The 12,822-nt window shown below is 73.8% G+C and carries 10 protein-coding genes; 2 read left to right on the top strand and 8 right to left on the bottom strand.

Translation table 11 applies throughout. The features are described from left to right. Window positions 1-82 precede the first annotated feature (82 nt). The 4 genes from ACZ7MF_RS20750 to xylB all read right to left on the bottom strand — a co-directional run bounded on the left by ACZ7MF_RS20750 (window position 83) and on the right by xylB (window position 5,314). The gene (locus ACZ7MF_RS20750) at window positions 83-1,342 is read right to left on the bottom strand and encodes a GAF domain-containing protein (RefSeq protein WP_471478902.1); all 1,260 of its coding nucleotides are present in this window, start codon (window positions 1,340-1,342) and stop codon (window positions 83-85) included. Between the two features lie 164 nt (window positions 1,343-1,506). Further along, window positions 1,507-2,112, bottom strand: a complete 606-nt coding sequence (locus ACZ7MF_RS20745) for an N-acetylmuramoyl-L-alanine amidase (RefSeq protein ID WP_356864081.1) — start codon at window positions 2,110-2,112, stop codon at window positions 1,507-1,509. A 325-nt stretch (window positions 2,113-2,437) separates the two neighbouring features. Next, window positions 2,438-3,646 carry an ROK family protein gene (locus ACZ7MF_RS20740; protein WP_471478323.1) on the bottom strand — a complete coding sequence of 403 codons (1,209 nt, stop codon included), beginning with the start codon at window positions 3,644-3,646 and terminating at the stop codon, window positions 2,438-2,440. Window positions 3,647-3,868: 222 nt separating this feature from the next. Continuing rightward, on the bottom strand, window positions 3,869-5,314 hold the full coding sequence (gene xylB, locus ACZ7MF_RS20735; protein WP_471478321.1) for a xylulokinase: 1,446 nt from the start codon (window positions 5,312-5,314) through the stop codon (window positions 3,869-3,871). A 155-nt stretch (window positions 5,315-5,469) separates the two neighbouring features. Here xylB and xylA point away from each other — a divergent pair, with 155 nt between their 5' ends. Further along, window positions 5,470-6,633: a xylose isomerase gene (gene xylA, locus ACZ7MF_RS20730; RefSeq protein WP_003977662.1), complete on the top strand. Its 1,164-nt coding sequence runs from the start codon at window positions 5,470-5,472 to the stop codon at window positions 6,631-6,633. 96 nt (window positions 6,634-6,729) lie between these two features. Here xylA and ACZ7MF_RS20725 read toward each other — a convergent pair whose 3' ends face one another. Both ACZ7MF_RS20725 and ACZ7MF_RS20720 read right to left on the bottom strand, forming a co-directional pair. Continuing rightward, complete coding sequence (locus ACZ7MF_RS20725; RefSeq protein WP_471478319.1) at window positions 6,730-7,998, bottom strand: SWF or SNF family helicase; 1,269 nt, start codon at window positions 7,996-7,998, stop codon at window positions 6,730-6,732. Beyond that, entirely contained in the window at window positions 7,995-10,859 is a 2,865-nt protein-coding gene (locus tag ACZ7MF_RS20720; RefSeq protein ID WP_471478900.1) for a DEAD/DEAH box helicase, read from the bottom strand. Before ACZ7MF_RS20720 ends, ACZ7MF_RS20725 begins: the two co-directional genes overlap by 4 nt. A 271-nt stretch (window positions 10,860-11,130) precedes the next feature. Here ACZ7MF_RS20720 and ACZ7MF_RS20715 point away from each other — a divergent pair, with 271 nt between their 5' ends. Continuing rightward, window positions 11,131-11,313 carry a hypothetical protein gene (locus ACZ7MF_RS20715; protein ID WP_016325661.1) on the top strand — a complete coding sequence of 61 codons (183 nt, stop codon included), beginning with the start codon at window positions 11,131-11,133 and terminating at the stop codon, window positions 11,311-11,313. A 57-nt stretch (window positions 11,314-11,370) separates the two neighbouring features. Here the strand turns inward: ACZ7MF_RS20715 and ACZ7MF_RS20710 are convergent, their stop codons facing one another. After that, window positions 11,371-12,288, bottom strand: coding sequence for a hypothetical protein (locus ACZ7MF_RS20710; RefSeq protein WP_471478317.1), 918 nt, complete (start codon window positions 12,286-12,288; stop codon window positions 11,371-11,373). 139 nt (window positions 12,289-12,427) lie between these two features. Next, window positions 12,428-12,754 (bottom strand): hypothetical protein, encoded by a 327-nt coding sequence (locus ACZ7MF_RS20705; RefSeq protein ID WP_356864092.1) that lies wholly within the window; start codon window positions 12,752-12,754, stop codon window positions 12,428-12,430. Window positions 12,755-12,822: the final 68 nt, after the last annotated feature.

Raw genomic sequence — 12,822 nt, 5'->3', positions numbered from 1 at the left:
CTAGGCAGCGCGACGTTGCAGGCACGTTGCGCGCCTCGCGGTCGGCGCCCGGTCTCCCGGAGCGCCGCTCGGCCGAGGGTGCTCACCACGCGTTGGGCGCGGCCAGCTCGGACTCCAGTGCCGCGAGCCGGGAGCTCGTCGCCGCCGTGGGCCGCACCGCCGCGAGCGCACGCCACACGTCGAGGTCGTCCTCTCCCCAGGGTGCGTGAGCCCAGTCGGCCAGCAGGTCGGGGTCGCCGCGGGCGATCAGCGCCGCGCGCAGACCGTCGGCGAGCCGGCGCCTGAGCCGTCCGACCGCCGGAGCCTGGGAACCGGGCAGCAGCGGACCCGCGTACGCCGACGCGGCCGCCGTGATCGCACCGGCCCGCAGCCGACGTTCGACGACGGAGGCGTCGGACTCGACGGGCATCGTGAGCCGGTACGGCCGGGAAGCCAGGCGGCCGGGCCCCAGGATGCCGCGCAGGCGGGCCAGTTCGGCCCGCAGTGTCACCGGCGGCACCGTCTCGTCCTCGTACAGAGCGCACAGCAACTCGTCGCCCGTCAGACCCTCGGGATGGTGGGCCAGCAGCACGACGATCTCGCTGTGCCGCCGGCTCAGCCGGACCCTGCGACCGTCCGCGCTCAGCAGGGCCTCGTCGCGGCCCAGCGCGGTCAGCTCGGCCGCCTCGGGACCGGCCCGCTCCGCAGTGAGCAGCGCCAGCTGGGACTCAGCGGCACGCGCCACCGCCTGGACGAAACCCAGACTGTGCGGATGCGCCAGACGGTCCCCGCCGGTGATGTCCACGGCGCCGAGCACCCGACCGGTGCGGGGATCGTGCACCGGAGCGGCGGCGCAGGTCCAGGGCTGGACCCGGCGTATGAAGTGCTCGGCCGCGAACACCTGCACCGGACGGCCGACGGCCACCGCCGTGCCCGGCGCGTTCGTCCCGACGGCCGACTCCGACCAGCGGGCCCCGGGCACGAAGTTCATCCGTCCGGCCCGGCGCCGGGTGGCAGGATGCCCCTCGACCCACAGCAGCCTGCCGTGCGCGTCGCACACCGCGAGCAGGTGCTCGCCGTCGGCGGCGAACGTGCCCAGCAGTTCGCGGACCAGCGGCATCACTCGCGACAGCGGGTGTTCGGCCCGGTAGGCGCCGAGGTCGCCGTCCATCAGCTCCACGCTCGCGGTACCGTCCGGGCCGACACCCGCCCGGACCGACCGCCGCCACGAATCCGCGACCACGGCCCGCACCGGCCGCGGCACCGTCCCCGCTTCGGTGAAGGTCTCGTGGGCCCGGCGCAGTGCTCGCGCGCGCTCGACGGGATCGACCCCCGGTTCCAGAGCCAGCCATGCATCGGTCAACTCGGCCTCCCCGGACGGTGTTGCGGTGTGGGACATCGTGACTCCGCGGATCCGCGCGGACAACCACTTCGACCAGCCGGACACCCGAATGTGGCGTTCCGAGTGGGTCGGCGAGGATGCCGGACGACGGCGGGACGACGGCGGGGCGACGGCCGGACGAGGGGTCAGGCGAAGTTGACCAGTCTGATGTAGCGGGTCCAGTCCCAGAACGGCCCCGGATCCGTGTGGTCGCTGCCGGGGACCTCGTGGTGCGCGATGATGTGCGTGCGGTCCTTGGGGATGCCGTAGGCGGTGCAGATCGCCGCGGTGAGCCGGGCCGACTGCTCGTACATGGCGTTGGTGAAGTACTCGGGACGGTCGACCCATCCCTCGTGCTCGATCCCGATGCTGCGGGTGTTGTAGTCCCAGTTGCCCGCGTGCCAGGCGATGTCCGTCTCGCGGACACACTGCGCCACGTGTCCGTCGGAGGACCGGACGACGTAGTGCGCGGACACCTGCTTCTCGGGATCGCGGAAGATGGACAGCGTGTCCGCGTACGTCTCCTGCGTGACGTGGACGACCACGAAGTCGACGGGGTAGGCCGTGGGCCGGCTCGACCGGCTGTAGTTCGACGTGCTCGCCGGCAGCCACTCGGCGGTGGGGTAGTCGACGGCGCGGACCTGCGCGGCGGCCCGGGTACCGGAGAGCAGGGTGTAGGGGACGGTGGCCAGCGCGGCGCCCTTCAGGAGCCGCCGCCGGGTCGGAACGGGTGCTGTCCTCTCCCTTTCCATGGGATTGGCCTTTCGTCGGTGGGCCCTGGGCCCGGTGGGGGGTGAGTGCTCAGCCGTTCGGAATGACGGAGCGACATGTCCGAGCGGCACGACAGAGCGGAATGACTGCGGAGCGAAGTGACTGCGGAGCGGAATGCCGACGCGGACGTCCGGCCGCCCCGTGGGCGAGGTGCGTCCGCGTGAATCACCGTACGGGGAGCGGCGGTTGTGCAGTAGGGCGCCGCGCCGTTCCGTGGACAGCCACCGCCTTGTGGACACCGTGCTCACTCGATCGAGTGAACGGGAGTGTTGGTTCGGCTTGCCGGTGCCCCCCGGCGGGCAAGGGTCAGGCCCGCTCCGCCACCGCGCCGGGGTCGTCCAGGACCGCCCGGACCACGGAGTGCGCGGCGCCGAGCAGCGGCCCCTGCGGACCCAGCTCGGAGACCGCGACCGGGCAGGCGGGGCCCGCTGTGCGCCGGGCCAGTTCGTCCCGCAGCGACGGCAGCAGCCAGGGCGCGAGTCCGGCGAGGGCGCCGCCCAGCACCACGCCCTCGGGGTCCAGCAGGTTCACCGCACCGGTCAGCGCGATGCCGAGCGCCGTGCCCGCCTCGCGCAGGGCACGCCGTACGTCCTCGTCACCCTCCGCGGCCCGGCCGGCGAGCAGCCCGACCCGGTCCTCCCCGGGTTCCACGCCCGCCGCGCGCAGGACCGCTTTCTCACCGGCGTACTGTTCCAGGCACCCGCGCCCGCCGCAGGCACACGCGGGCCCGTCGGGATGGACCGGCACGTGCCCCAGCTCACCGGCGAACCCGCGAGTACCGCGCAGCAGCCGACCGTCGAACACCACGGCCGCGCCGATGCCGATCTCGGCCGAGACGTGCAGGAAGTCCCGGGGAGTGCCGTCGCCGAGCCAGAGTTCGGCGAGTGCGCCGAAATTGGCCTCGTTGTCCACGGTCGGCGGCAGATCCTCCGGCAGCAGGGCGCCGAGGTCCGCGTCGTGCCAGTCCAGGTTCGGTGCGCGGACGACCGTCCGGCCGTCCCGGGCCACCAGACCGGGCACGGCCACCGCGAGCCCGGCCGGCCACAGTCCCTCGGTCTCCGCCTCCGAGACCACCTGCCGCACCAGGCCGGTGAGCTGCTCCAGCACCGGCTCCGGTGAACGGCCGCGGTTGCTGCCGTACCGCACCGCACGCGCGCGGACGCGGCCACGGAGGTCCACCGCGCAGACCGCGAGATGGTCGACGCCGACCTCCGCCCCGATGCCGGCCGGGCCCTGCCCGCTGACGGCGAGTGCGGACCCGGGACGGCCCACGCGGCCGGGGCGTTCGGGACCCAGCTCCTCCAGCAGGCCCGAGCGGACGAGTTCGTCCACGAGGGTCGACACCGCGGCCCGCGTCAGCCCGATCCTCGAGGCCACGGCGGCCCGGGACAGTGGGCCCTCGGCGCTGACGGTGTGCATCACCCGCGCCAGATTGCGGCGGCGCATCCCCTGCTGGGTGTCCGGCAGCGCGCGCCCGGGGCGGGCCGGCTGGGCTTCGTGCGGCGGTGCGGTCATGCCTCCGTCAGTCCTTGGTCTGTCGTCGCTCGGTCCGGTCCCGGCCGGTCCCGGCCGGTCACCACGGGTTTGCGGTCGGGCCACGTGCGGGCCGTCCGACGCCGGTGGCGACGGGGGATGCCCCTCGTCACGTCCCGGTCTGCTCGGCGACCCGTCCGCGGCGGCTCCGCAGGGAGCGGAGCGTGGCCTGTCCGCCGGGGCCTCGCCCGTGCGGGCGCGCCCTCAGCGGGAGGCCGCGTCCCGTTCCAGCAGCGGTGCCGCGTCGGAGAGTACCCCGGTGATCCGGTTCAGCGTCGCCTCGTCCCGCTCCACGGCGTCGAGCACCGGCCCGGCGGCCGTGTTCCAGCGTCGGGCGACCGCGGCCGCGTCCTCACCGGTCAGCAGACCGGCCGCCTGCGCCGCGGCACCGAGCGCGACCAGTTCCCTGGCCTCCGGGATCTGGACCGGGCGCCCCGACAGCCGCCGTACCGTCTGCTGCCAGGCCGCCCCCCGGGCACCGCCGCCGATCAGCAGCAGGGGCGCGGACGGGTCCGCGTCGGCGTCGAGGACGAGGTCGAGCGCGCCGAGCAGCGAGTGGACCGCGCCGTCGTACGCGGCCTGGAGCAGCTGTCCGGCGGTCGTGTCGTGGCGCAGCCCGTGCAGGAGGCCGGAGGAGTGCGGGAGGTTCGGTGTGCGCTCGCCGTCGAGGAAGGGCAGCAGGGTGACTTCGGTGCCCGGCTCTACGGCTTCCCGGTCCAGGCCCAGCAGGGACGCGACGCGGTCCACGGCGAGCGTGCAGTTGAGGGTGCAGGCCAGCGGCAGCCAGTCGCCGCGGGCGTCGGCGAAGCCCGCCACCGTGCCGGTGGGGTCGGCGGGCCGGCGCTGCGACACGGCGTACGCCGTGCCCGAGGTGCCGAGGCTCATCACCGGGACACCGGGGCGCAGTCCGAGACCCAGCGCGGCGGCCGCGTTGTCGCCGGTGCCGGCGGCGACCAGGGTGCCCTTGGAGAACGGCAGGCCGTGGTCGGCGCGTACGGTGCCGGCCACCTCACCGGGCCGGACCACCCGGGGCAGCAACGCCGGATCGAGTCCCACGCGCGCGAGGATCTCCTCGTCGTAGGCCTCCGTGCCCGATGCCCACCAGCCAGTGCCGGACACGTCGCCGCGGTCGGTCGTCCCCTCGCCGGTGAGGCGCTCGGTGAGGTAGTCGTGGGGGAGCCGTACGGCCTTCACCGCGCGGGCCGCCTCCGGCTCGTGCTCGGCCAGCCAGGCCCACTTGGTGACCGTGAAAGAGGCGCTGGGCACGCTCCCCGTGCGCTCCGCCCAGGCCTTGGCCCCGCCCAGCTCGTCGATCAGGCGGCGGGCCTGCGGAGCGGAGCGCACGTCGTTCCAGAGCAGGGCGGGGCGCACCGGCTCGCCCTGGGTGTCCAGCGTGACCAGCCCGTGCTGCTGCCCGCCGATGGACACCGCGGCGGCCTCCCGGGCGGCCTCGCCGCACTGGCTCAGGGCCTCGCCCAGCGCGTCCCACCACTGGCGGGGATCGCTCTCGCGGCCGGTCCCGGAGGACACGGTGTGGGGGGCCTGGCCGCTCGCGACGACCCGGCCGGTGGCCGCGTCGACGACCAGTGCCTTGGTGGACTGGGTGGACGTGTCCACGCCGACGACGAGCGGACCCTCGGCTGCTGACATCGGGCTTCTCCCTCTTCCGCGGGTCCTGTGACCCGGACTTCACTCCTTGGGGGACACCTTGTCCCTTCCCAGGACCGTGTGTGCATACTAATTTGTAAAGTGCCATGACGAAATAGTCGGCAGCGATTGATCGGCATCGAGTGAGGAGCCGCGGAATGAACTACCAGCCCACTCCCGAGGACAGGTTCACGTTCGGTTTGTGGACGGTCGGCTGGCAGGGCCGTGACCCGTTCGGTGACGCCACCAGGCAGGCCCTGGACCCCGCCGAGTCGGTACGGCGGCTGTCCGAGCTGGGTGCGTACGGCGTCACGTTCCACGACGACGACCTGATCCCCTTCGGGTCGAGCGACACGGAGCGGGAGTCGCACATCAAGCGGTTCCGGCAGGCGCTGGACGCGACCGGCATGAAGGTGCCGATGGCGACGACGAACCTGTTCACGCACCCGGTGTTCAAGGACGGCGCCTTCACGGCGAACGACCGGGACGTGCGGCGCTACGCGCTGCGCAAGACGATCCGCAACATCGACCTCGCGGTCGAGCTGGGCGCGAGCGTCTACGTGGCCTGGGGCGGCCGGGAGGGCGCGGAGTCCGGTGCGGCCAAGGACGTGCGGGACGCCCTGGACCGGATGAAGGAGGCCTTCGACCTGCTGGGTGAGTACGTCACCGAGCAGGGCTACGACCTGAAGTTCGCCATCGAGCCCAAGCCGAACGAGCCGCGCGGTGACATCCTGCTCCCGACGGTGGGGCACGCCCTGGCGTTCATCGAGCGTCTCGAGCGGCCGGAGCTGTACGGCGTGAACCCGGAGGTCGGCCACGAGCAGATGGCCGGTCTGAACTTCCCCCACGGGATCGCACAGGCGCTGTGGGCGGGCAAGCTCTTCCACATCGACCTCAATGGCCAGTCGGGCATCAAGTACGACCAGGACCTGCGGTTCGGGGCGGGCGACCTGCGGGCCGCGTTCTGGCTCGTCGACCTGCTGGAGCGGGCCGGGTACGCCGGGCCGCGGCACTTCGACTTCAAGCCGCCGCGGACCGAGGACTTCGACGGCGTGTGGGCGTCGGCGGCCGGCTGCATGCGCAACTACCTGATCCTCAAGGACCGGGCGGCGGCATTCCGCGCCGACCCGCAGGTGCAGGAGGCGCTGGCCGCGGCCCGGCTGGACGAACTGGCCCGCCCGACCGCCGAGGACGGTCTCGCCGCCCTGCTGGCCGACCGGAGCGCCTACGACACCTTCGACGTGGACGCGGCCGCCGCGCGAGGCATGGCCTTCGAGCACCTCGACCAGCTCGCCATGGACCACCTCCTCGGCGCCCGCTGACCGGTCCGGCACCCGTGAGAATGCTCCGGCCCCCTCCTTCGCGGACGGGGCCGGAGCTCGTGCCGGGGCGTCACCCGGCAGGGCGGGACGGGGCCGTCAGGGCTCGCAGTCCGTCGCGAGGGTCGCTGAGGCCAGGGCCGTCGCCGGGTCCTGGCTCGGGCCGCCCACGGGGGCCCATCGGCCGTGCTCCCTGCGGTACGGCCACCAACGCCCTTGGCGGTCCAGGCGGAGCTGGTGAGGCGCGCCGACGACGGTCCACCGGTTGGCCCGCGCCAGCAGCGAGGGCCGCTCGTCCTCCTCCCAGGCCGACTCCAGTGCCGCACGCGCGCGTGCGAGCGTGTCGCCCTCCACCGCCCATTCCTCCTCGAGCACGGACAGGGCGGCTCCGCCTCCGAGCCGCCAGGCGTGTACGGCCGCGTCCAGTGCCTCGCGCGTGCGCCCCGAACCGTCGCCGAGGCGGTCCAGTACGTCCGGCCCCGGATCTCCCGCGGCCAAGCGCACCGCATCCTGTGCCGGGGTCGGCTCCGGGGCCACCGCGTGACCGCCGTGCCCGGCGCGCAGGGCCTCGGCGAGCAGGCGGTGGGCTTCCGCCGCCGCCCGCGAGGCCAGGAAGGACAGACCGGAAGGGCCGACTCCCGGCGGAGGCGCCGCCTCGGTGTCCAGGGACGGCGGCACGCCCGGGCCCTCCCCGAGGCCGGGCGGCGCGGGCAACGGGGGCAGCACCTGGCCCGCCGCGTACGCCTCCGCGGCGTCCACACCCTCCGGCCGCGGTGCGACGTCCTCCGTGGGCGCGGAGCCGTGCGTCTGGAGGGCGTCCAGTACGGCACCCTCCGCGCGTCCCCGCATCAACAGCAGGACGAAGGGGTCCTGGTCCAGCAGCCTCGCGACCTGGTAGCAGAGCGCGGCGGTGTGCCCGCAGTGGTCCCAGGCGCCGCAGTCGCACTCCGGTTCCAAGTCGCCCATGCCCGGCAGCAGGTCGATGCCGGCGGCCGCAGCGTCCTCCACGAGGTGCGGGGGCATGTCGCGGTCCAGCAACGCCGCGACATGCCCCGACCGCTCGATCGCCATGTCGACAAAGCGGTCCCACTGTGCGTCGGAGAGCTGCTCCAGCAGGACGTCGGCCCGGTGCGCGGTACGGTCCCGGTCCTGGACGACCGCGGTGATGCGCCCCGGCCGCACCGACACCGCCCCGACCGCTCCCGCGCGCGCCAGCCGGCGCCCCGTCTTCACCTGCGCCGCGTCCATCGCCGCGTCCTCCAGCGCCTTCAGCCAGGCGCGGCCCCACCAGGTCTGCGCGAAGCCCCGTCCCTGTGCGGGCGGCAGCGCGACGAACGTCCGCTCCGTCTCGTCGTCGTACCGGGTCATCGCGTACCCCCTCGCAGCTCGACCAGGTCGGCCAGTTCCGCGTCCGTCAGTTCGGTGAGTGCCGCCTCGCCCGCGCCCAGAACGGCGTCGGCGAGTGCCCTCTTGCGGTTCAGGAGAGCGGCGATGCGGTCCTCGATGGTCCCCTCGGCGATCAGCCGGTGCACCTGCACGGGACGGGTCTGGCCGATCCGGTGGGCGCGGTCGGTGGCCTGTGCCTCGACGGCCGGGTTCCACCAGCGGTCGTAGTGAACGACGTGCTCCGCGCGCGTGAGGTTCAGCCCGGTGCCCGCGGCCTTCAGGGACAGCAGGAAGACCGGGGCCTCGCCGTCCTGGAAGCGCCGCACCAGCGACTCCCGTGCGGTGACGGACGTGCCGCCGTGCAGGAACAGCGACGACACGCCGCGCGCGGCCAGGTGCTGCTCCAGGAGCCGCGCCATCTGCACGTACTGCGTGAAGACCAGCACGCTCGCCTCCTCACTGAGGATCGTGTCGAGCAACTCGTCCAGCAGTTCCAGCTTCCCCGAGCGGCCGGTGATCTTCGGCCGGTCCTCTTTGAGGAACTGCGCCGGGTGGTTGCAGATCTGCTTGAGGCTTGTCAGCAGCTTCACGATCAGGCCGCGCCGCGCCATGTGGTCGGCCCCGGCGATCTCCGCGAGGGCCTCGCGCACCACCGCCTCGTACAGGCCCGCCTGTTCGGCGGTCAGCGACACGGGATGGTCCGTCTCGGTCTTCGGTGGCAGTTCCGGTGCGATCCCGGGATCCGATTTGCGGCGTCGCAGCAGGAAGGGCCGTACGAGCCGGGCGAGTCGCTCCGCCGCCGCCGGGTCCTGTCCGCCCTCGACGGCCTGGGCGTAGTGCCGACGGAAGCTGCCGAGCCGGCCCAGCAACCCGGGGGTGGTCCAGTCGAGGACGGCCCACAGCTCCGAGAGGTTGTTCTCCACCGGGGTGCCGGTGAGCGCCACGCGCGCGCGTGCGCCGATGGTGCGCAGTTGTCGCGCGGTCTCGGAGTAGGGGTTCTTCACGTGCTGCGCCTCGTCCGCCACGACCATGCCCCACGACACGGCGGAGAGCCGTTCGGTGTCCAGGCGCATGGTGCCGTAGGTGGTCAGCACGAACTCGCCGTCCGCGAGGTCGCCGAGGTCGCGGCGCGGCCCGTGGAAGCGGCGTACGGGTGTGCCGGGCGCGAACCGTTCGATCTCCCGCTGCCAGTTGCCCATCAGGGAGGTCGGGCAGACCACCAGGGTGGGACCGGCGGCGTCCGCGTCCGACTGCCGGTGCAGATGCAGGGCGATCAGTGTGATGGTCTTCCCGAGCCCCATGTCGTCGGCGAGGCAGCAGCCGAGGCCCAACGACGTCATGCGGACCAGCCAGCTGAGGCCACGTCGCTGGTAGTCGCGCAGCGTGGCATCGAGGGCGGCGGGCTGCGCCACGGGTTCCTGCGCCTCGGGGTCGGCGAGGCGCTCCCGCAGGGACGCCAGCCATCCCGTGGGGCGCACCTCCACGCGGTGTCCGTCGACCTCCGCCGACCCCGTCAGGGCCGCGGCCAGGGCGTCGACCGGCGTGACCTTGTGGTCCTGGCGGGCGCGGGCGCGGTGGGCCTCCTCCGGATCGACGAGCACCCACTGGTCGCGCAGGCGCACGAGGGGGCGATTCGCCTCGGCGAGCAGGTCCAGCTCCTCGCGCGTGAGGGCCTTGTCGCCCAGGGCGAACGTCCAGTTGAAGGCAAGCAGCGCGTCCGCGGAGAGGAACGACGGGCCGGCCTCGGGCGCAGCAGCACGCGACGCCGGGACGCCGTCGGGCGGTCCCACCTCGGCGCGCTCGGTCAGGTCGCGGGCCAGCTCCCTCGGCCAGTGCACGTCGACTCCGGCTCCGGCGAGCGCCCGGGAGCCGGTTCCGAGAAGCTCGGTGATCTCCTCGTCGGTGAGTTCGACGGCATCCGGCACGGTCGCCGACAGCAGCGGCGTGAGTGAGGGCCAGGCCCGTGCCGCCCGGCGCAGGGCGAGCAGGGCGTCCATCCGCGCGCGCGTGCCGAACGCCTCTGCCACGGTGCCGCCCCACACCTGAGCGGTGTCGGCGACGAGCCCGGGATCGCTGACGCTGTGCACCTGGGGCACCGCCCGGAACGCCGGCCGGGTGTCCTCGGGAGCCGCGTCCGACAGTCCCCGCACCTCGATACGCAGCGACAGCCGTACGCCCGTGTCGTGTCCCGCGGCGACGTCCAGGACCCATTCGCGCAGCTCGGGCGAAGGCCGGGGCGCCCACGAGGCGTAGGCGGGCCCGGCCGTCAGGAGTTCGGCGGCGGGGGAGCGGGGCAGCGTGTCCGCGACGGCGTCCAGGAAGGACCGCACCAGGAGTTCCGGGTCGGGCAGCCGCAGGGGACCGGCGCCGTCGACCGGGACCGCGTGCGCCTCGGGCGGCATGGCGGCGGCGAGATGGCGGACCCGCTCGGTCTCCTCGGCGTCCAGCGGACCCGCGCGCCAGGCATCGTGTCCGGCCGCGGACAGGCCGGGCAGCAACAGCCCGCGCGCCAGGAGGTGCAGCGCCTCGACGGCGACCGCTCCCCAGAACACCGACGCCCGGTGGCCGTAGCCGCCGGCACGCGCGCGTGTGAGCACGGGCAGGGCGGCCCGTACCGGGAGCAGCACGGCCGGCACGCTCACCGCCTCCACACCGTCGCCGTCGGGAAGTGCGACCGTCAGACTTCCCGGGGCCCCCGTCGGCACGGTGCCGGGTGCCTCGCCGTCGGGGCGCCAGAACGCGACCGTGCCGGTGCGTGCCGGATCGCCGGGCAGGAAGACGGCGCAGCAGTCGACGAGTGCGGAGATCTCGGAAGGGGCGGGAGGAGTGTTCTGCGCAGGGATGACGTATTCCTCAAATTTGACTAGCCAGGGTGCGGCGGCCGAGTGTACACGGACGTCGAGGTCGCGGGCTGCGGTTAAGGTGTGGCATGCGTCACTATTCAGTGGGGAAGGTGTCCTGCCGATGCCTTCCCGGACTCAGTCGCCGACGAGCTCTCAGGGGCGCGTAGGGGTCGGTCCTCAGGGAGTTCTCAGGGTCGCGCTGCGGAACCGCCACGAGCGCGGGACCGTTTTCAGGACAGAGAGCGGCAGTGGCCGCGAAGGAGGCGACATCATGTCGAAGAACGCCAAGGTCGCAGCAGGTGGCGTGGCGGCCGGGCTCATCCTGCTGATCTGGCTGCCCTGGTGGGCCGCCCTGCTGATCGTCCTGGGAGTCCCGGCCGCCGCCTACCTCACGCTCGACCCCTCGCAGCGACGCAGGCTGCGCCGTGTCTCACGCAAGGAGATAGGCCGCTGAGGAGCTGACGCCCACGACGGCCGGCTCCCGCCGGCGGGACGCCTTCCGTGTCCCCGGTCAGCTCGGCCGTACGGCCATTTTGTCGAGCGCCTCCAGGAGTCCGGGCAGCGACGGTCCCCGCCCCACCGGCAGGACCTCACCGGGCTCCTCGTCGAGCAGGATGAACGCGATGTCGTCGGTCCTGGCGACGAGCGACCAGCCGGGGCCGTCCGCACGCAGCGTCCGCGCCTCCCCCGGCGCGAACGACGACCGGACCCGGCCGAGCGGCGGTGGTGTGTCGACGTAGGCGCGGGCCTCCGCGAGGACCCGCCGGACACCGCCGTGTCCGGAGACCTCCGCGCCGGGCCGGCCGTCCGTGGCCACGCTCTGGTCCGCGGCGTCGGCCGGTGCGCCCACGCCGCCGCCCGCGCCGCCCTCTCCGCCGCCCCCGGGGGCACCGTCCACCGAACCGGCGTCGCGGCCCGGCGTCGAGAACTCCGCGTCGTCGATCTGCTCCCGCCACTGTGCCCACTGCAGGGCGATCTCGTCGGCCCCCAGGCGGCGCTGCGGCGGCCCCCAGACGGTGGTGTCCGGCGGGCACAGTGCGGGCTGGTCGGTGGACTCGGGTCCCGGGTCGTGCGGCACGGGTACACCGGGTGCCGCCACGGCGACCGCGAGGGGCCAGCCGGGCAGTGCCGTGACGACCGTCCGCTCGTCCGGCGACAGGTCGTACTCCATGCCGCAGTCCCAGGACGCCACGGCGACGGCCACCAGCGAGGCGTCATCGATGACGACCGTCCACCGGGCGCCGTCACCGTCCTGGCCCAGCACCAGGCCGTAGCCGTCGGCCAGCGGTGGGAGACCGAGCGCGGCGCACGCCTCCGGGTAGTCGTCGCCCAGCACACTCGGAAACTTCGCCGGCGTCAGCAGTACCGCCGTGAGCACATAGAGCGCATCGTCCGCGGCGGCGACGGCGTCCTCGTCCGTCCCGGCCATCCCAGCCTCCCCATCGGTTCGTCCAATGGCGGGCACCCTAGTGCGCCCGAGAAGCCCTTGTCACGACTCCCAGACGCACCCGAGCTGCAGCTTTCCGGTTGGACGGGGGCGAATCGACCACCCGGAGCCGAGGGCGGGCTCAGGTCGCGGGCAGCCCCAGGAGCGCACGGGCCACGTCCCCCGGGGGCTCGTCCCGTTCCCGCGCGAGCGCGATCACGGCCCGGCACGCCAGTTCGTTGACCCCGAACGACAGGGCCTCCGGCGACACCCGGCCCGCCGCCTCGTCGATCCGGTCCTGGTCGTCGTCCACACACGCCGAGACGTACGCGGCCGCGGCCTCGAACAGGTTGTGCGAGCGGGGCCCGCCCCCCGCGTCCCCCTGCTTGCTCCGCTCCGTGCGCCGAGCGGTGCGGGATCTGTCCCAAGCCTCGCGGATCCTGGCGAACAAGCGGACCACCCTCCCCATCCGATCACCCTGGCTGACCGTACATCTCCTGCTACTCAACGTAGAGTTGAAGTCCCGACGGCAGAAGG

Source organism: Streptomyces sp. NPDC111628 (assembly GCF_055635195.1).
Note: the sequence above shows the minus strand (reverse complement) of the source record. Positions and strands in the feature narration are given on the sequence as shown.